18 protein-coding genes and 1 other annotated feature (1 of these 19 only partly in view) are annotated in these 18,489 nt (G+C 39.0%); of the genes, 12 read left to right on the forward strand and 6 right to left on the reverse strand.

All coding sequences use genetic code 11. The features are described from left to right. Positions 1-4: 4 nt before the first annotated feature. Positions 5-337, reverse strand: a complete 333-nt coding sequence (locus tag AB8E63_RS01805; protein WP_070678085.1) for a putative DNA-binding protein — start codon at positions 335-337, stop codon at positions 5-7. A 153-nt stretch (positions 338-490) separates the two neighbouring features. Here AB8E63_RS01805 and rnc point away from each other — a divergent pair, with 153 nt between their 5' ends. The 6 genes from rnc (at position 491) to ftsY (ending at position 8,590) form a co-directional block, all read left to right on the forward strand. Beyond that, entirely contained in the window at positions 491-1,189 is a 699-nt protein-coding gene (rnc, locus tag AB8E63_RS01810; RefSeq protein WP_368909669.1) for a ribonuclease III, read from the forward strand. Next, entirely contained in the window at positions 1,180-4,719 is a 3,540-nt protein-coding gene (gene smc / locus AB8E63_RS01815; protein ID WP_368909670.1) for a chromosome segregation protein SMC, read from the forward strand. The genes rnc and smc overlap by 10 nt, the downstream gene beginning before the upstream one ends. An 89-nt stretch (positions 4,720-4,808) precedes the next feature. Then, positions 4,809-5,468, forward strand: coding sequence for a trimeric intracellular cation channel family protein (locus AB8E63_RS01820; RefSeq protein WP_368909672.1), 660 nt, complete (start codon positions 4,809-4,811; stop codon positions 5,466-5,468). Between the two features lie 150 nt (positions 5,469-5,618). Next, a complete protein-coding gene (locus AB8E63_RS01825; protein ID WP_368909673.1) occupies positions 5,619-6,410 on the forward strand; it encodes a Cof-type HAD-IIB family hydrolase in 792 nt (263 codons plus the stop codon). Next, the gene (locus tag AB8E63_RS01830) at positions 6,410-7,228 is read left to right on the forward strand and encodes a Cof-type HAD-IIB family hydrolase (RefSeq protein WP_368909674.1); all 819 of its coding nucleotides are present in this window, start codon (positions 6,410-6,412) and stop codon (positions 7,226-7,228) included. The genes AB8E63_RS01825 and AB8E63_RS01830 overlap by 1 nt, the downstream gene beginning before the upstream one ends. Before the next feature lie 3 nt (positions 7,229-7,231). Continuing rightward, a complete protein-coding gene (ftsY, locus tag AB8E63_RS01835; protein WP_368909675.1) occupies positions 7,232-8,590 on the forward strand; it encodes a signal recognition particle-docking protein FtsY in 1,359 nt (452 codons plus the stop codon). Between the two features lie 40 nt (positions 8,591-8,630). On the opposite strand, the gene zwf is transcribed toward ftsY, so the two are convergent. From zwf to AB8E63_RS01850, 3 genes are all read right to left on the reverse strand, one after another. After that, entirely contained in the window at positions 8,631-10,118 is a 1,488-nt protein-coding gene (gene zwf / locus AB8E63_RS01840) for a glucose-6-phosphate dehydrogenase (protein WP_368909676.1), read from the reverse strand. A gap of 148 nt (positions 10,119-10,266) precedes the next feature. Next, a complete protein-coding gene (locus tag AB8E63_RS01845; RefSeq protein WP_049494477.1) occupies positions 10,267-11,007 on the reverse strand; it encodes an amino acid ABC transporter ATP-binding protein in 741 nt (246 codons plus the stop codon). Then, positions 11,007-12,452 carry an amino acid ABC transporter substrate-binding protein/permease gene (locus AB8E63_RS01850; RefSeq protein WP_368909678.1) on the reverse strand — a complete coding sequence of 482 codons (1,446 nt, stop codon included), beginning with the start codon at positions 12,450-12,452 and terminating at the stop codon, positions 11,007-11,009. Before AB8E63_RS01850 ends, AB8E63_RS01845 begins: the two co-directional genes overlap by 1 nt. A 179-nt stretch (positions 12,453-12,631) precedes the next feature. On the opposite strand from AB8E63_RS01850, the gene uvrB reads away from it, so the two are divergent. Genes uvrB through AB8E63_RS01880 form a run of 6 tightly spaced genes read left to right on the forward strand, consistent with a single transcriptional unit; the run spans position 12,632 to position 17,229 of the window. Then, positions 12,632-14,620, forward strand: a complete 1,989-nt coding sequence (gene uvrB / locus AB8E63_RS01855) for an excinuclease ABC subunit UvrB (protein ID WP_368909679.1) — start codon at positions 12,632-12,634, stop codon at positions 14,618-14,620. Between the two features lie 14 nt (positions 14,621-14,634). Then, positions 14,635-15,261, forward strand: coding sequence for an NAD(P)H-dependent oxidoreductase (locus tag AB8E63_RS01860; protein WP_368909681.1), 627 nt, complete (start codon positions 14,635-14,637; stop codon positions 15,259-15,261). Beyond that, a complete protein-coding gene (locus tag AB8E63_RS01865) occupies positions 15,258-15,818 on the forward strand; it encodes a hypothetical protein (protein WP_368909682.1) in 561 nt (186 codons plus the stop codon). The genes AB8E63_RS01860 and AB8E63_RS01865 overlap by 4 nt, the downstream gene beginning before the upstream one ends. Further along, positions 15,805-16,305: a hypothetical protein gene (locus AB8E63_RS01870; protein WP_223334250.1), complete on the forward strand. Its 501-nt coding sequence runs from the start codon at positions 15,805-15,807 to the stop codon at positions 16,303-16,305. Before AB8E63_RS01865 ends, AB8E63_RS01870 begins: the two co-directional genes overlap by 14 nt. Positions 16,306-16,307: 2 nt before the next feature. Beyond that, a complete protein-coding gene (locus tag AB8E63_RS01875; RefSeq protein ID WP_368909683.1) occupies positions 16,308-16,742 on the forward strand; it encodes a hypothetical protein in 435 nt (144 codons plus the stop codon). Positions 16,743-16,761: 19 nt separating this feature from the next. Then, positions 16,762-17,229 (forward strand): 8-oxo-dGTP diphosphatase, encoded by a 468-nt coding sequence (locus tag AB8E63_RS01880; protein ID WP_368909684.1) that lies wholly within the window; start codon positions 16,762-16,764, stop codon positions 17,227-17,229. Here AB8E63_RS01880 and AB8E63_RS01885 read toward each other — a convergent pair. After that, positions 17,226-17,741, reverse strand: coding sequence for a transcription repressor NadR (locus AB8E63_RS01885; RefSeq protein ID WP_368909685.1), 516 nt, complete (start codon positions 17,739-17,741; stop codon positions 17,226-17,228). The two genes, AB8E63_RS01880 and AB8E63_RS01885, sit on opposite strands and share 4 nt — an antisense overlap. Before the next feature lie 18 nt (positions 17,742-17,759). Next, the gene (locus tag AB8E63_RS01890; protein ID WP_368909687.1) at positions 17,760-18,287 is read right to left on the reverse strand and encodes a hypothetical protein; all 528 of its coding nucleotides are present in this window, start codon (positions 18,285-18,287) and stop codon (positions 17,760-17,762) included. 170 nt (positions 18,288-18,457) lie between these two features. Further along, positions 18,458-18,489: a sequence feature (ribosomal protein L10 leader region), on the forward strand; it runs 104 nt beyond the window's last position.

An 18,489-nucleotide genomic window follows, 5' to 3' on the forward strand; every position in this document is an offset into this window, starting at 1 on the left:
CCTCTTATTCTCTATTATCAATACTTGTTAAAATCTCAACTTGCTCTTGTAGAAAAGTATCCTCTGGATAGCGCTCAATGATCTGGTCAAAAATCTGACTGCGGACAATGTAATCAGAGTACATATGGAGTTTCATCTCATAATCTTCCAGAATTTTTTCCGTTCGTTTGATATTATCATAAACAGCCTGACGACTAACGCCGAACTCTTCTGCAATTTCAGCTAAACTATAGTCGTCTGCATAGTAGAGCTCGATATAGTTCATCTGCTTATCAGTCAAAAGGGCTGCATAAAATTCAAACAGAGCATTCATTCGATTGGTTTTTTCAATTTCCATAAGATTTATTATACCAAAAAATAGCCTGATTCGCTAGCTAGGGATAGTTTTTAGATAGAAGTTGTAATTAAATTTTTTTACTCTTATTTTCTGACGATAAGGTCTTTTTTTGATATAATGGATAGGATTATAATGTTTTAGAAAGAGGTTCTTATGAGAGAATTAGAAACCGTGTTAGAGCAACGTTTTGGGCTTGTTTTTTCAGATAAACAATTACTTGAAACTGCTTTTACTCACACAAGTTACGCCAATGAGCACCGCCTCTTAAAAATTTCACACAATGAACGCTTGGAATTTTTAGGAGACGCTGTTCTGCAATTATTGATTTCAGAATATCTGTACAAAAAATATCCTAAAAAACCAGAAGGTGACCTGTCTAAACTCCGTGCCATGATTGTACGTGAAGAGAGTTTGGCTGGTTTTGCCCGTGACTGCCAGTTTGACCAGTTTATCAAGCTAGGTAAGGGAGAGGAAAAATCTGGAGGCCGTAATCGAGATACCATCTTGGGAGATGCTTTCGAAGCCTTTTTGGGTGCCCTGCTTTTAGATAAGGATCTACTTACGGTAAAAGAGTTTATCTACCAAGTCATGATTCCAAAGGTTGAGGCCGGTGACTTTGAAATGATTAAAGACTACAAGACCCACCTTCAAGAATTACTCCAAGTCAATGGTGATGTCGATATTCGTTATCAGGTGATTTCGGAAAATGGTCCTGCCCATGATAAGATGTTTGAGGTTGAAGTTCTTGTCGAGGGTCAAAGTTTAGGTAGGGGTCAAGGACGATCTAAAAAATTGGCCGAACAAGAAGCCGCTAAAAATGCAGTTGAGGAAGGACTGGATTCATGTATTTAAAAGAAATTGAGATTCAGGGGTTTAAGTCCTTTGCTGATAAAACCAAGGTTGTTTTTGACCAAGGAGTAACAGCAGTTGTAGGACCCAATGGTTCTGGAAAATCTAACATCACAGAAAGTTTACGCTGGGCTCTTGGGGAATCCAGTGTCAAAAGTCTTCGTGGAGGGAAGATGCCTGATGTTATCTTTGCAGGAACAGAAAGTAGAAAACCATTAAACTATGCTTCTGTAGTTGTTACTCTAGATAACCAGGATGGTTTCATCAAGGATGCAGGACAGGAAATCAAGGTGGAGCGTCACATCTATCGTACTGGAGACAGTGAATACAAGATTGACGGTAAAAAAGTTCGTCTTCGTGATATTCATGATCTTTTCTTAGATACCGGACTTGGACGTGATTCCTTCTCCATTATTTCCCAAGGGAAGGTCGAAGAAATCTTCAACTCCAAACCTGAGGAACGTCGCGCTATCTTTGAAGAAGCGGCGGGAGTTTTAAAATATAAAACTCGTCGCAAAGAGACAGAAAGTAAACTCCAACAAACTCAAGACAATTTAGACCGCTTGGAAGATATCATCTATGAGTTAGACAATCAAATCAAGCCCTTAGAAAAGCAAGCAGCAACAGCTAGAAAATTTATAGAATTAGATGGTCAGCGTAAGGCAATCTACTTGGACGTTTTGGTTGCACAAATTCAAGCCAATAAGGCTGAATTGGATCTAACAGAAGAAGAATTAAACCAAGTCCAAGAACTGTTGACTAGTTATTATCAAAAACGCGAGTCACTAGAACTTGAAAATCAATCTCTCAAGAAGCAGAGACAAGATTTACAAGCAGAGATGGCTAAAGATCAAACTAGTTTGATGGATTTGACTGCTCTAATCAGTGATTTAGAACGTAAATTGGCCTTGTCTAAACTGGAGACAGAGCAGGTTGCTCTCAATCAACAAGAGGCTCAAGCTCGTTTGGCTAGTTTGGATGAAAAGAGAAATGTTCTCATTCAAGAGAAGGAAGAAAAAGAAGCAAGTCTCAGTCAGTTAGAAGAAAATCTAGCTCTCAATACGAAAGAACTCAATCGTTTAGAAGCTGAGTTAGTAGCATTTTCTGATGATCCAGATCAGATGATTGAGCAACTGCGTGAGCGCTTTGTTGCTTTCTTGCAGGAAGAAGCGGATGTCTCTAACCAGTTGACACGGATTGAAAATGATCTTGAGAATAGTCGCCAACAGACTCAAAAGCAAGAAGAACAATTGGAGTCCTTGAAGGAACAATTAGCTTCTGCCAAGTCTAAGGCAAGTGAACAAGAGGCTGATCTAAAATCAGCAAAAGAAAAAGTACAGGCCTTGCTTGCTGACTATCAGACGCATGCTAAACAAGAAGAAGAGCAAAAGCAGGCTTATCAAAGTCAGCAAAATCAACTTTTTGACCGTTTGGATAGTCTGAAAAACAAGCAGGCTAAGGCGCAAAGTCTGGAAAACATTCTTAAAAACCATAGTAATTTCTATGCGGGTGTTAAGAGTGTTCTACAAGAAAAAAATCGCCTGGGCGGTATTATCGGAGCGGTCAGTGAACATTTAACTTTTGATGTTCGTTATCAAACAGCTCTTGAAATCGCCCTCGGGGCAAGTAGCCAACATATCATCGTTGAAGATGAACAGGCTGCGACTAAGGCTATTGATTTCCTTAAGCGAAACCGATCTGGTCGTGCGACTTTCCTACCTTTAACAACCATCAAGGCTCGTAGCATTTCTAGTCAGAACCAAGAGATGATTGCAGCAAGTCCAGGTTTTCTTGGAATGGCAGATGAATTGGTTACTTTTGATGCCAAGCATGAAGCTATTTTTAAAAACTTGCTAGCTACAACAGCAATCTTTGATACGGTAGAGCATGCGCGTGATGCAGCTCGTAAAGTGCGCTATCAGGTTCGGATGGTAACGCTAGATGGTACAGAATTGCGAACAGGTGGTTCTTATGCTGGTGGTGCCAATCGTCAAAATAACAGTATTTTCATCAAGCCTGAATTAGAACAGTTGCAAAAAGAGATTGCTCAAGAAGAAAAACTTCTTCGTCAGGAAGAAGAAAAACTAAAAATTGCTCAAGAACAATTAAATAACCTGAGTCAAACTTTGGAGACCATTAAGTACCAGGGAGAGCAAGTTCGTATCCAGGAACAAGGCTTGTACTTAGCTTATCAACAAACTAGCCAGCAGGTCGAAGAACTTGAGACACTCTTGAAACTTCAGGAGCAAGAATTAACTAATCTCAGAGTTGGAGATTGGCAAGCTGAAAAGGAAAAATGCCAAGAACGTCTCGCAATTATTGCAACTGAAAAACAAAAGCTGGAATCTGAAATCGAAGAAATCAAGTCCAATAAAAATGCTATTCAGGAACGCTACCAAAACTTGCAGGATAAACTTTCTCAAGAACGTCTGCTCAAAACAGAAATGATAGGGCGAAAACGTTACGAAGTTGCCGATATTGAACGGATTAACAAAGAACTTGAGAACCTCAATATCGAACAAGAAGAGATTGAACGTCTTTTGCAAGAAAAAGTAGACAATCTTGAAAAAGTTGATACAGAACTTTTGGCCAAGCAGGAAGCAGAAGCCAAGAGTCAAAAAGAAGAAATTCAACAGGGACTCATTCGTAAGCAGTTTGAACTCGACGACATTGAGGGACAACTGGATGATATTGCAAGTCATTTAGAACAAGCTCGTCAGCAAAATGAAGAATGGATTCGTAAGCAAACACGTGCGGAAGCGACTAAAGAGAAGATTATAGATCGTCTTCACTATCTTCAAGGTCAACTGACTGAAGAATACCAGATTAGTTATACAGAAGCTTTGGTGCAAGCCAATCCGTTGGAAGATTTGGCAATCGCTGAACAAAAGGTTAAGGATTTGGAAAAATCCATTCGTTCACTTGGTCCGGTCAATTTGGATGCTATTGAACAGTTTGACGAAGTACACGAACGTTTGGAGTTCTTAAATATTCAACGAGATGATATTCTTTCTGCTAAGAATTTGCTTCTTGAAACCATTACAGAGATGAACGATGAAGTGAAAGAACGATTTAAATCAACATTCGAAGCTATTCGTGAGTCCTTTAAAGTGACTTTCAAGCAGATGTTTGGTGGTGGTCAAGCAGACCTAATTCTGACAGAAGGAGATTTATTGACTGCAGGTGTCGAAATCTCTGTGCAACCACCAGGTAAGAAAATCCAATCTCTCAATCTCATGAGTGGTGGGGAGAAGGCTTTGTCAGCTCTAGCTTTGCTCTTCTCAATCATTCGTGTTAAGACTATTCCATTTGTAATTTTAGATGAGGTTGAGGCCGCGCTAGACGAGGCTAACGTTAAACGCTTTGGGGATTACCTCAATCGGTTTGACAAGGATAGTCAATTTATCGTTGTTACCCACCGTAAGGGAACCATGGCAGCCGCAGACTCTATTTATGGAGTAACTATGCAAGAATCTGGTGTTTCTAAGATTGTCTCTGTTAAACTAAAAGATTTAGAGAATATGGATGCTTAGTTTGTTTTCAATATAACATTTCAAGCTAAAGTATTTAGAATAACCTTCAAGAAGTCAGAAAGGTTACAAAAACAAATTGAGGAGCTTACATGGATTTTGACCTATTCCTAATGATTTGTAATTATATTGGGACTATAGCCTTTGCGGCGTCAGGAGCCATCAAAGGATTTGGTAAACGTTTAGATATTTTTGGCATTAGTTTATTGGCAATTGTAACGGCAGTAGGCGGAGGTATTTTAAGAGATTCTATTATCAGTCGTTTTCCCTCCGCTCTCGCAGATCCTGGATCGATTTATGTCTCTATCCTTGTAGCTGTTATTATGTATGCCTTTGTGACATCAAAACAAGCCAATGCTAGTCAAGAAAAAAAATTCTATAAGTGGCTGAGAGAAACCTATCTCATCTTTGATTCGATTGGATTGATTATCTTCTCTCTAATCGGGGCTACAGCTTTAGCTGATAGTAAATTGAACTTGATGTCTGCAGGGATTTTGGCCTGTTTAACAGGTGCCGGCGGAGGTATCATCCGAGATCTTTTGATTAATGAAGTTCCAAGTGTTCTAAAAGAGGACATCTATGCCCTTCTATCTTTTGTAATTGGCGTTATTTATTACTGGTTGGCCTTTGTCCTTCACTTTCCAAGAATCACTGCTTTTATCATTCTCTCAATTGTCGGTTTTGTGATTCGACTCTGTATTATTAAGTTTAAGCTCTCTTTGCCAAATATGGATAAAAAGACTTGGAATTGATTGATGGTAGGAAAGTTCAATCACTCGATTGATAAATATTTTATAAATTAAAAGTTTAATCAAGCGTCTAATCTCATATGGATTAGGCGCTATTTACTTTTTCTATGGTATAATAGAAGATAGATTTACAACTGGAGAATAGAAGTATTTATGATTAAACTAGTCGCAACTGATATGGACGGGACTTTTTTGGATGAAGCTGGCCAATTTGATAGGGAGCGCTTAAAAAAGCTCCTCCATTCTTATAAAGAAAAAGGAATTTACTTTGCTGTAGCTTCTGGTCGTGGTCTTTTGTCGCTTGAAAAGCATTTTGCGGATGTCAAAGATGAGATTATTTTTATCGCCGAAAATGGGAGTCTGGTTCGCTTTCATGGACAAGACCTCTATGAAGCGACCATGCCTAGAGATTTTTACTTATCAACATTTGAAAAGCTAAAGACTTCACCTTATTTTGATGAAAAGAAGATGCTCTTGACTGGTAAGAAAGCTTGCTATGTTTTAGATACTGTAGATGAAACCTATCTCATGTTTAGTCATCATTACAATGAGAATATTCAAAAAGTAGCTAGTCTAGAAGATATTACCGATGAGATTTTCAAATTCACAACGAACTTTACAGAAGAGACAGTAGAAGCTGGCGAAGCTTGGGTCAATGAACATGTTCCTGGTGTTAAGGCAATGACGACAGGTTTTGAATCCATTGATATTGTTCTTGATTATGTGGACAAGGGAGTTGCGATTGTCGAATTAGCTAAGAAGTTAAATCTGAATATGGATCAAGTGATGGCCTTCGGTGACAATCTCAATGACCTTCACATGATGCAAGTTGTAGGGCACCCAGTCGCACCTGAAAATGCTCGCCCAGAGATTTTGGAACTTGCCGAAACAGTTATCGGTCACCATAAGGACCAATCAGTTATCGCTTATATGGAGGGGTTATAATGGCAGATATTAAATTAATTGCCCTAGACTTGGATGGAACCTTGCTGACGACAGACAAGAAATTAACTGATCGTACCAAGGCAACTTTAAAGGCTGCGCGTGAACAAGGGGTCAAGGTAGTCCTAACAACTGGACGTCCTCTCAAGGCCATGGATTTCTTCCTTAAAGAGCTTGGAACAGATGGCCATGATGATGAATATACTATCACATTCAACGGTGGATTGGTTCAGAAAAATACAGGTGAGATTCTTGATAAGACAGTCTTTTCAATTGATGATGTGACACGTATTTATGAAGAAACTGAAAAACTAGGAATCCCCTTAGATGCAATTTCAGAAGGAACAGTATACCAGATTCAGTCTGACCAAGAAAGTTTATATGCTCAGTTTAACCCGGCTCTAACTTTTGTTCCAACTGCTTTTGGAGATTTGTCTAGTCAGGTAACATACAATAAATGTGTGACTGCCTTTCCTCAGGAGCCTTTGGACGCGGCTATTCAGAAGATTTCACCAGAATTATACGACCAATATGAAATTTTTAAATCACGTGAACTCTTGCTAGAATGGTCACCAAAGAATGTTCATAAGGCGACAGGATTATCTAAACTGATTGAACACCTGGGAATTGACCAAAGTCAAGTCATGGCCTGCGGAGATGAAGCTAATGACCTTTCGATGATTGAGTGGGCCGGTCTCGGTGTTGCTATGCAAAATGCTGTGCCGGCAGTTAAGGCTGTGGCAAATGTGGTAACACCAATGACCAATGACGGAGAAGCTGTCGCCTGGGCAATTGAAAAATATGTATTGAAGGAGAACTAAAGAATGGGATTATTTGACCGTTTATTTGGAAAAATCGAAGAACCTAAAATTGAAGATGTTGTCAAAGAAGCTCTAGAAAACATTGATTTATCGGATGATAGCGAGCAAACTGAGACGCTAGAATCTGAAAATATCGAAGTCAAAGAGCAAGATGGGACTGTCGTAGCCGAAGAAAATGATGAAGACTTATTTAAAGCAGAGGTTGACGAAGAAACTATTGTCGAATCAGTTGATGAAGTTGAGGTTTCTCGAGAAGAGTTAAATCAAGTCCAAGAGGCAGATAGTCCTCAAGAGGAAGCGACTCATGTTGAAGATATTCCTTCAAATGATAGTGACGAGGAAGAAATAGTTCAGCCTCAATCAGACGAAGCAGTAACAGAGTTTTTTGAAGAAGAGGAAGCAAACCAAGCAATCGAAGAAACTCCTCAAGTCCAAGAGACTGAACAAGAAAAATATGACCGTAGTCTTAAGAAAACGCGTACTGGATTCGGTGCCCGTTTGAATGCTTTCTTTGCAAATTTCCGCTCAGTCGATGAAGACTTTTTTGAAGAACTTGAAGAACTGCTCATCATGAGTGACGTTGGTGTGCAGGTGGCTTCAAATCTTACGGAAGAATTGCGTTATGAAGCCAAGCTTGAGAATGCTAAGAAACCTGATGCCCTTCGCCGTGTTATCATCGAAAAATTGGTAGAGCTATATGAAAAGGACGGCATTTATAATGAAAATATTAATTTCCAAGATGGATTAACGGTTATGCTTTTTGTTGGAGTTAATGGGGTCGGGAAAACAACTTCAATTGGTAAATTAGCTAATCGATACAAACAAGCTGGTAAAAAGGTTATGCTTGTTGCTGCGGATACCTTCCGTGCGGGTGCGGTTGCTCAGTTAGCAGAATGGGGGCGTCGTGTGGATGTTCCTGTCGTTACTGGCCCTGAAAAAGCAGATCCAGCTAGCGTTGTCTTTGATGGGATGGAACGAGCAGTAGCAGAAAGCATTGATATTCTCATGATTGATACAGCTGGCCGTCTGCAAAACAAAGAAAACTTAATGGCAGAATTGGAAAAGATTGGTCGTATCATCAAACGCGTAGTTCCAGAAGCGCCTCATGAAACCTTCCTAGCTCTTGATGCGTCAACTGGGCAAAACGCTCTTGTACAAGCTAAAGAATTCTCAAAAATTACTCCTGTCACAGGAATAGTCTTAACAAAAATTGATGGAACTGCCCGAGGTGGGGTTGTTCTTGCTATCCGTGAGGAACTCAATATCCCTGTTAAGCTAATTGGTTTTGGTGAAAAAATCGATGATATCGGTGAGTTTAACTCTGAAAACTTTATGAAGGGTCTTTTAGAAGGTCTACTATAAATAAGAAAATCCTGCAAGAATTCTTGCAGGATGTTTTTGATTATTCTAAACGACCATCTTTACAATAGGCGATATCTGGTTGCCAAGTCCATTTGGCACCGTATTTTTCAAGGAGATCAAAGCTAGCTTGTGGTCCCATGCTACCAGCCTTGTAGTCATGAAGTGGAGCACCGTTTTCAGCCCAAAGCTTCTCGATACGGTCAATCAATTTCCATGATGCACTCACTTCCTCCCAGTGGCTAAAGTTTGTTGAGTTATTGTTCAAAACATCATAGATCAGTTTTTCATATGGGTCTGGTGAAGCACCTGTTGCAGTTGCATCTGTTCGATAGTCAAGCGAGTTATGTGCAAGTTTGAACTCTTCTCCAACTTCTTTACCGTTAAGGCTAAGAGAGAATCCTTCCGTCGGTTGGATATAGATGGTCAAAATATTTGGTGCTAGAGGTTGGTCAAAGATTGAATCCATTTGTTTGAAGACGATGTTTACGTGTGTTCCTTTTTCAGTTAGGCGTTTACCTGTACGGAAGAAGAAAGGTACATCACGGAAGCGATCAGTATCGACAAAGAAGGCACCTGAAGCAAAGGTTTCTGTCATTGATTCTGGGTTGACATTTGGTTCGCTGCGGTAAGAAATGTACTTCATGCCATCAACTTTACCAGAACGATACTGACCACGGATGAAGTGCTCTTTAAGTTCCTCATCTGTAGGGTGGTAAAGGTTCTTGAAGACCTTGATTTTCTCTGCGCGAATGTCATCCTTTGTAAAGCTTGCAGGCTTATCCATAGCAAGGAGTGACAGCAGCTGAAGTGTGTGGTTTTGAACCATGTCTCGAAGGGCACCAGACTCATCATAGTAGCCACCACGCTCTTCAACACCTAGACGTTCTGCAAAGGTAATTTGCACATTATCAATATGTTCCCGATTCCAAACATTTTCAAAGATCATATTGGCAAAACGAATGGCAAAGATACTCTGAATCATCTCTTTACCAAGATAGTGGTCGATACGATAGATTTGCTCTTCGTTAAAAGTAGCTAGAAGCTCTTCATTTAGTTTGCTTGCAGTTTCATAATCCGTTCCGAAAGGTTTCTCAACGATCAAACGTTCAAAGCCTTTACCGTCAACGATTTGCTCAGACTTGAGGTGTTTGGCGATGGTACCAAAGAATTGTGGTGCCATTGAGAGGAAGAAGAGCTTGTTGTGTTCAGTTTGATATTTTTCATTTAACTCAGCCTGAAGCTTACGTAATTCGATATAGTGCTCAGTGTCATTAACATCGTGACTTTGATAGTAAAAATGACTAGCAAAAGCTTGAGCCTCTTCTGCGCTATCTGCCAAGTCTAAAATAGATTCGACAACAACAGATTCGAAATATTCCTTACTCCAAGGTCTACGAGCAGTTCCAATAACAGCAAAATGATCAGACAGATTACCTGATTTATAAAGTCTAAAGAGTGAAGGGTAAAGCTTGCGTTTAGCCAAATCTCCACTAGCACCAAAAATTGTAACAATAACTTTAGATGACATCCAGCTACCTAATTTCTATTTACTTTCCTAGATATCCTAGGCATGAGGAATCCCCATTTTCATACCCTTTATTTTATCATAATTTTCTAAAAAATCCAAAATTCCAATACAAGTGAGAAAAAAACTGCAAGGTTTACCTTGCAGTTTTTTAAGCATTGAGAACCTTGTCCAAAAATTCTTTTAGACGAGGGTGTTGTGGGTTGTCAAAGATTTGATCAGGTGTACCATCTTCTAGGAATTCACCGTCGGCAGTAAAGATAACTCGATTGGCAACCTTGCGGGCAAATCCCATTTCATGGGTTACGATGATCATAGTCATGCCTTGTTCAGCCAACTCTTTCATAACATTCAGAACGTCGCCGACCATCTCAGGGTCAAGGGCAGAAGTTGGTTCGTCAAAGAGCATGATATCTGGATTCATAGCCAAACCGCGAGCGATAGCCACACGTTGTTTTTGACCACCGGATAGACTTTCAGGATTGGCATTGGCCTTGTCAGCAAGCCCAACTTTTTCAAGGAGTTCCATACCTAATTTTTCAGCTTCAGCCTTAGTCATTAACTTATGTTCTACAGGAGCGAAAGTGATATTTTCCAATACGGTCATATGTGGAAAGAGATTGAAGTGCTGGAATACCATTCCGATATTTTCACGAACATGGTCTACATTGGTAGATTTATCCGTCAAATCATAGCCATTAACTGTGATGCTTCCTTTTGTTCCTTCTTCGAGGAGATTTAAGCTACGCAAGAAAGTTGACTTACCTGAACCAGAAGGTCCAATGATACAAACAACATCTCCTTCATAGAATTTTGCTGAAATTCCTTTAAGGACTTTGTTTTTACCATATTGTTTATGTAAGTTATGAACGTCAATTTTTAATTTTGCCATTATTGAATCCTCTTTTCTAAGCGTTTCGCTAATCTAGTTAGAAGAGTGATAATCACAAGGTAGAAGACTGCGAGAATTGCATACATTTTGAAACTTTGGTAGTTACGAGCAATGATAATCTTACCAGTCTGGAAGAGTTCTACCAAACCGATTGCAGATACGATTGTTGTATCTTTAAGAGCGATAACAAATTGGTTGACAAAGTTTGGAAGCATGAGTTTGGTTGCTTGAGGCAAGACAATCTTACGCATGGTTTTTCCATATGAAATACCCAGACTTCGACTAGCTTCCATTTGCCCAACAGGAACGGCCTTGATACCACCACGAACAATTTCAGCGATGTAGGCTGCTGAGTTTAGAGAGAGAGCGATTGTACCAGCGACAAAGTCGTTGATTGGACTTTGTTGACCTGTGAGGGATTCGATAAAGTTAGGAATACCCCAGAAAATAAATGCTGCAAGAATCATGAGTGGAATACCACGGATAACGTCAACGAAAATCTCTGAAATCAAACGGAGTGATTTATAAGGGCTGACACTAAAAATACCGAAGATAATACCGATGAAAATCGCAATTACAAATGAAATCAGTGCTAATGAGAGAGTAATTCCGAGTCCGCTGAGAAGTTGTTTGTAGTTGTTTTTCAACAAGCCCCAGACAGTTGTTTCATCTGCGGTTGAACTTGTAGTAGTAGAATAGCTAGCTAGATACTTATCAAGGATTTTTTGGAATTCTCCATTTGCCTTAAGGTTTGCAAGCCCTTTGTTGAATTTCTCTAGCAATTCTGGATTGCTTCCTTTTTTAACAGCAAAGGCAGTTTCACCAATTGGAGTACCTGCGATTGGTGTTTTTAACTTTTGTCCTTGACTAATAGAATATTTAATAACAGGTTCGTCGTCCATAACGGCATCAATTGAACCAGTGTTTAAGCTATCATACATAGATGCAGCATCTGAAAAAGTTTTGATCTTGTAACCGTACTTACTTTGATTTTCTGTTAGGAAGGTTTGTGAAGCAGTACCATTTTTCACACCTACAGTCTTACCGTTCAAATCTTCATAAGAAGAAATGGTACTTGATTCTTTAACACCAAGAATAGTATTTGCTGTATAGTAAGAATCAGAGAAATCAAAGGTTTCTTTACGAGCATCAGTAACTGACATACCTGCAATGATACCGTCTGCTTGTCCAGATTGGACTGCGTTAATAGCAGCATCAAAACCTGGATTAGTAATCTCGATTTCAAAACCTTGGTCTTCAGCGATTGCCTTGATTAGATCCATATCGATACCAGTGTATTGATTGCTTGAGTCCTGGAAAACAAATGGTGCAAAAGATGAGTCACTGGCGATAGCATACTTCGTTTTTTCTGTGTCAGCTTTTGCTATTCCTAGTGAAAGAATAGGAAATAAAATTAGCAAACAAGCTAGAATTTTCTTATTCATGTGATGTCTCCTTTCAAGATATTTTTAAATTATATCAAAAAAGTTGAAGAACGGCAAACATTTTATATTTTGATGGCAGAAGATATAACATGTAACAAGGTAAGGTAGTCTGTTGAGAAACAGAAACTCTTTCCTTTTTATGGTAAAATAGAAGGATAGAAAATGTGTATGAGGCTATTATGATAAATCGAATAACAGACAACAAATTTAAACTTGTATCCAAATACCAACCGTCTGGGGATCAACCGCAGGCCATCGAGCAGTTAGTGGATAATATTGAGGGTGGAGAAAAGGCTCAAATCTTGATGGGGGCGACTGGTACAGGAAAGACCTACACTATGAGTCAAGTCATTGCCCAGGTCAATAAACCAACTCTTGTCATTGCCCACAATAAAACCCTAGCGGGACAGCTCTATGGGGAGTTCAAGGAATTTTTCCCTGAAAATGCTGTTGAGTATTTCGTATCTTACTATGATTATTACCAGCCAGAAGCCTATGTACCTTCAAGCGATACTTATATAGAAAAAGACAGTTCAGTCAATGATGAAATTGATAAGCTTCGTCACTCTGCGACTTCAGCACTCTTGGAGCGTAATGATGTGATCATTGTTGCATCTGTGTCTTGTATCTATGGTTTGGGATCTCCTAAAGAATACGCTGATAGCGTGGTTAGTTTGCGTCCAGGTCTTGAAATCTCTCGAGATAAACTGCTCAATGATTTGGTGGATATCCAGTTTGAGCGCAATGACATCGACTTTCAACGGGGAAGATTCCGAGTCCGTGGGGATGTGGTGGAAATTTTCCCAGCCTCTCGTGATGAGCATGCCTTTCGTGTAGAGTTTTTCGGGGATGAGATTGACCGTATCCGTGAAGTCGAAGCTCTAACTGGTCAAGTTCTGGGCGAAGTGGATCATTTGGCGATTTTCCCAGCCACTCACTTTGTGACCAATGATGACCACATGGAAGTAGCTATTGCTAAGATTGAGGCTGAGTTGGAGGAGCAGTTAGCTATTTTTGAGAAGGAAGGTAAACTCCTTGAAGCTCAACGTTTGAAACAGCGTACGGAGTATGATATCGAGATGCTACGTGAGATGGGTTATACAAACGGGGTTGAAAACTACTCGCGTCACATGGATGGACGAAGTGAAGGAGAGCCACCGTACACCCTTCTTGATTTCTTCCCTGATGATTTTTTGATTATGATTGATGAGAGCCACATGACCATGGGGCAAATCAAAGGCATGTACAATGGAGACCGTTCGCGTAAGGAGATGTTGGTCAACTATGGCTTCCGTTTGCCATCTGCCTTGGACAACCGGCCACTACGTCGTGAAGAGTTTGAAAGCCATGTTCACCAGATCGTCTATGTTTCAGCGACACCTGGTGATTATGAACACGAGCAGACTGATACTGTTATTGAACAAATCATTCGTCCGACTGGTCTTTTGGATCCAGAAGTGGAAGTACGTCCGACTATGGGACAAATTGATGACCTCTTAGGTGAAATCAATGCCCGTGTTGAAAAGAACGAACGGACCTTTATTACAACCTTGACCAAGAAAATGGCTGAAGACTTGACCGATTATTTCAAAGAAATGGGGATTAAGGTCAAGTACATGCACTCGGATATCAAAACTTTAGAACGAACAGAGATTATCCGTGACCTGCGTTTGGGTGTTTTTGATGTCTTAGTTGGGATTAACCTCCTTCGTGAAGGAATTGACGTTCCAGAAGTTAGTTTAGTTGCTATTCTTGATGCTGATAAGGAAGGTTTCCTTCGTAATGAGCGTGGACTCATTCAGACCATCGGTCGTGCAGCTCGTAATAGTGAAGGGCATGTTATCATGTATGCAGATACTATGACCCAGTCTATGCAAAAAGCCATCGATGAAACGGCTCGCCGTCGTAAAATTCAGATGGCTTATAATGAAGAACACGGTATTAGTCCACAAACAATTAAGAAGGAAATTCGTGACCTGATTTCTGTAACCAAGGTAGTTGCCAAGGAAGAGGACAAGGAAGTCGATATCAATAGCCTTAACAAACAAGAACGTAAAGAATTGGTCAAGAAACTGGAAAAACAAATGCAAGAAGCCGTCGAAGTGCTTGACTTTGAACTCGCAGCTCAGATTCGTGATATGATGTTGGAAGTCAAAGCGTTGGATTAGATAGGAGAAGACGAATGAAAATTCTAGTCATCAATGGACACCCTGATAAGGAAAGTTACTGTCAGGCTATTTTTCAAACCATTGTAGAAAATATTGACTCAGATCGCCATGAACTTGAAGTCATCAACCTTAATGAAGAGGACTTTGATCCTGTTTTACGTTATGGCTATCGAAAACGTATGGAAGAAGATTCTTTTATCCTTCGTTCTCAGGAATTAATAAAGTGGGCAGATCATTTCATCTTTGTTTATCCCATCTGGTGGAGTAGTATGCCTAGCCTTATGAAAGGCTGGATTGATCGGGTCTTTACATCTGGAATTGCATACTCTGCCAATGATCAGGGGAGTTTTATCTGGAATTACCTTAGAGGCAAGCAGTTTAAAAAGTTATTAAAAGGGAAAACAGCCAGTATTTACGCAACCTCCATGGCGCCTACTTGGTGGTACAAGATCTTTTCGGGCCCTCTCAACATTCCTGATAGTTATGGTATCTCTGTTTTGAAGAATGCCGTCTTGAACCATTGTGGAATCAAAACCAAGCGCGTGTGTATCTTAGGAGAAGTCGGCCGGGATGTGAATACCGCTAGTATGCGGGAACAGCATCTCAAAAAGGTCGCAGCAGAAGTGAAGAAAATATCATGAAACAAGAAAATAAGAGTCAGAAAAAATCAAAAAAGTCCCATAAGCCACATCAAAAAATGAGCTGGCTAGATAAAGTAAAATTGTGGTTGTTACAACATTCAAAAATAGCTTTTCTATTAGATAGTAGTATATTTTTTTTATCAGCTTTTGGGGTATTCTATTTGTTTTTTGGAACAACTCTTATTCCAAAACCCTATCAAAACTTCAATTATGTCTTTCCGCTCTTTCTGAATCTTATATTCTTAGTGAACATCCTTTATCAAGGTGTTTTTAGAGATAATTTCGGTGGAATGCTGACAATACAAGATTTTGCAGATCCATTCTTGTACCTAAATGGAGTAGGTTTGTTGTTTCACTCATTTTTCGGAATAATGGGTAGAAATAGAAAGTCTATTCCTCCCTTGCTAACCTTAGATCACCGCTACATCTGGTTTCCAATTCTTACTTATATAACTTTCTTCTTAGTGGCTGCTTTGATCATTTTAATTTCCAAGTATATTGAAAAGAAAAAGGGAAAAGAAGAAAATAAGGAAATCCACTCAAATGAGAAAGAATAAAAGAAATTCAAATACAAAAAAGAATCTCTCAATGAAAGAAAGTTTTCATCTTTGGCTAGATTCTCATAAATTTTTAGGATTCTTCTTGATCCTCGGTCTTATCCTAGCAATAGGACTAAGTTTGAATCTAATTTTTGAATGTCTCCCTATTCCTTCGCCATACAGAGATATCAACTATAGTTTTCCGATATATATAAATCTTTTTTGTCTGGTATATCGATTATTTGACTATTGGTTCTTAGACTTGTCTGGGGCAAGGATGACAATAAAAAGATTTGCAGATTTATTTATCTATCTTAATAGTATCGGTTTAATAGTCCATCTCTTTATTGGGATTGGTGGGAAAAATAGTAAAGGAATTTTACCTTCTCTCTTATCCCTAGATCACCGCTATATTTGGTTCCCTATAGCAACCTATCTGGTCTTTTTTACTGTAGCTGCTTTAATGATTCTATTTATGAGATATATTGAAAAGAAAAGGAGTTAATCATGAGAAAACATCTAACAATATTTAGGATTCTTTACCTACTGTTCTTGGTATTTGCCCTAATTCATTTTGTCCTAGGCTTATTTGGTTTAGCTTTTACGCCAGTCTTGTGGAATATCTGGTTCTTTGGTCTCTGTTTAACCCTATTTATTCATCCATGGACTATCTTCTATAAAACTAGAATCTTTCAATGGCATCATTTGATTTTTCAAGCTCTCAGCGGATTCTTTGCTCTCATAATCTGGTTTGTGATATTTTTCTTTTTCTCCATGGTTCCAGATTCATCTATGCCTATCAATTTAGACTACTACGTTAATAAAGAAAACAATGAAATCAGAATCATCAGAGGTTCCTTGCTCCATGAAATTCATGAATATCATGACTTAGTTAATCCTTTGATTATGAAATCTAAAGTTAAGTATAAGATAGAAAATTAAAGATTAGAAAGTGAGTCCTATGTCTCGAGCACAATTAACCATTCTTACCAATATTTGTATGATTGAAGATCTAGAAAAGAAGCGCGTGGTTATGCAGTATCGATCACCAGAAAGCAACCATTGGTCTGGCTATGCCTTTCCAGGAGGACATGTCGAAGACGGAGAGGCTTTTGCAGAGTCAGTTATTCGCGAAATATACGAGGAAACAGGTCTGACAATCCAAAATCCTCAACTTGTCGGCATTAAAAATTGGCCACTGGATACAGGTGAGCGTTATATTGTCTTTTGTTACAAGGTGACTGAGTTTACTGGTACTCTACAATCATCTGAAGAAGGAGAAGTGTCCTGGGTACAAAAAGACCAGATTCCAAATTTGGATCTGGCTTATGATATGTTACCTTTGATGGAGATGATGGAAGCTCCTGATAAATCAGAATTTTTCTACCGTCGTCGTACAGAAGACGGATGGGAAAAGAAAACTTTTTAATCTTTTACCAAATATCCTAACTTGTCTAAGGCCTGCTCGATATAGAGAAGGTCTTGTTCGTTCTCTGCTTCAATTAAGTGATAATGGATGCCATCTGTTAATTCAGAAAGTGGTCTAAAGTCAGACTTCTCGACTTGCTCTAAAAAATGCTGAACATCTCGACGACAAGAAAGTTTGAGCAGAGTTTCAATTTCTCCATAAACAGGATGATCAATTAAGGTATTCTGAACACGTCCGCCATTATCGACGATAGCTAGAAGTTCTTGACCGATTTCTTCCATTTCGTGCTTGACTTTAAACAGTTTGTGAACATAAGGATTCGTTTTATTCTCTTTATAAATATAGCCACGATTGGTCGATAGGATTGGTGCCCCATCAGCACGCAGTACTGCAATGTCCTGAACGATAATCTGGCGTGTTACATGAAAACGATTAGCCAAACTTTGTCCGTTTAGAGGCTTTTGAGCTTCTTTTAAGAGTTGTAGAAGTGCTTCTTTTCGATTTTTTGTCATATTCTTCTTTCTTAACGCTTAATGGCGTTTTTTTAGTGCTTTATAAACAGCTAATGCTAGGTAATAGTCTATCATACTATGAATAATTGTACCAAAGCCAACTAATACAAACAAGACATAGAACATATTTTTTAGGTCTGTTCCTGTACTAGCGTAAAAGATGATACAAGCCAACACTTCAGCAACAGCGTGAACCAAACCGAGTACAAAGTTAAAAATCAAAGAAGATTTAGGATTATCCAAGGTTTGAGGATGTTTTTGAAGATAGAAAGCTCCAAGAGTTCCAAAGAAGATATGAGAGAGAGCTCGAAGGACGATGACAATTGGGTAACCGGCCAAAAGGAAGCCGATACTTGAAGCCACGATTACAAAGATAGCCATCCATGGCGAAAGAAACATAGCAATAAAAATGGCTACGTGACTTCCTAGAGTGTAAGAAGCTGGAGGAATAACTAGTTTAAAGGGCATAATTAAGGGGATGAGGATAGCGATAGCTGTCAGTAATGCGGTTACGGTCATGAATTGGGTTTTCTTTTGTGTATTCATAATAACTCCTTTTTAGTGTATATACAGTTGTATAGTACAATAAATAAACAGACATGTCAAGTATAAAAAATCTTGCCACATGTACATTTCAATCTAAAACAAAAAAGAAATTTTTTTTAAAAAACAGGAGAAAACTCTTGCTTTTTATTCTCAAGTATGTTAAACTAATAAACGGTTTGAAAAAACTGCCTAAGACAGTAGG

This window comes from Streptococcus sp. oral taxon 061, from assembly GCF_964211575.1.
Taxonomy (GTDB): Bacteria; Bacillota; Bacilli; order Lactobacillales; family Streptococcaceae; genus Streptococcus.

What these genes read in the sequence shown, in the direction of transcription:
- AB8E63_RS01825 (WP_368909673.1), top strand. Translation starts at nt 5,619, where the DNA reads ATGATTAAACTAGTCGCAACTGATATGGACGGGACTTTTTTGGATGAA.
- AB8E63_RS01865 (WP_368909682.1), top strand. Translation starts at nt 15,258, where the DNA reads ATGAAACAAGAAAATAAGAGTCAGAAAAAATCAAAAAAGTCCCATAAG.
- rnc (WP_368909669.1), top strand. Translation starts at nt 491, where the DNA reads ATGAGAGAATTAGAAACCGTGTTAGAGCAACGTTTTGGGCTTGTTTTT.
- zwf (WP_368909676.1), bottom strand. Translation starts at nt 10,118, where the DNA reads ATGTCATCTAAAGTTATTGTTACAATTTTTGGTGCTAGTGGAGATTTG.
- AB8E63_RS01880 (WP_368909684.1), top strand. Translation starts at nt 16,762, where the DNA reads ATGTCTCGAGCACAATTAACCATTCTTACCAATATTTGTATGATTGAA.
- AB8E63_RS01850 (WP_368909678.1), bottom strand. Translation starts at nt 12,452, where the DNA reads ATGAATAAGAAAATTCTAGCTTGTTTGCTAATTTTATTTCCTATTCTT.
- AB8E63_RS01875 (WP_368909683.1), top strand. Translation starts at nt 16,308, where the DNA reads ATGAGAAAACATCTAACAATATTTAGGATTCTTTACCTACTGTTCTTG.
- ftsY (WP_368909675.1), top strand. Translation starts at nt 7,232, where the DNA reads ATGGGATTATTTGACCGTTTATTTGGAAAAATCGAAGAACCTAAAATT.
- AB8E63_RS01890 (WP_368909687.1), bottom strand. Translation starts at nt 18,287, where the DNA reads ATGAATACACAAAAGAAAACCCAATTCATGACCGTAACCGCATTACTG.
- smc (WP_368909670.1), top strand. Translation starts at nt 1,180, where the DNA reads ATGTATTTAAAAGAAATTGAGATTCAGGGGTTTAAGTCCTTTGCTGAT.
- AB8E63_RS01860 (WP_368909681.1), top strand. Translation starts at nt 14,635, where the DNA reads ATGAAAATTCTAGTCATCAATGGACACCCTGATAAGGAAAGTTACTGT.
- AB8E63_RS01885 (WP_368909685.1), bottom strand. Translation starts at nt 17,741, where the DNA reads ATGACAAAAAATCGAAAAGAAGCACTTCTACAACTCTTAAAAGAAGCT.
- AB8E63_RS01845 (WP_049494477.1), bottom strand. Translation starts at nt 11,007, where the DNA reads ATGGCAAAATTAAAAATTGACGTTCATAACTTACATAAACAATATGGT.
- AB8E63_RS01830 (WP_368909674.1), top strand. Translation starts at nt 6,410, where the DNA reads ATGGCAGATATTAAATTAATTGCCCTAGACTTGGATGGAACCTTGCTG.
- AB8E63_RS01805 (WP_070678085.1), bottom strand. Translation starts at nt 337, where the DNA reads ATGGAAATTGAAAAAACCAATCGAATGAATGCTCTGTTTGAATTTTAT.
- AB8E63_RS01870 (WP_223334250.1), top strand. Translation starts at nt 15,805, where the DNA reads ATGAGAAAGAATAAAAGAAATTCAAATACAAAAAAGAATCTCTCAATG.
- AB8E63_RS01820 (WP_368909672.1), top strand. Translation starts at nt 4,809, where the DNA reads ATGGATTTTGACCTATTCCTAATGATTTGTAATTATATTGGGACTATA.
- uvrB (WP_368909679.1), top strand. Translation starts at nt 12,632, where the DNA reads ATGATAAATCGAATAACAGACAACAAATTTAAACTTGTATCCAAATAC.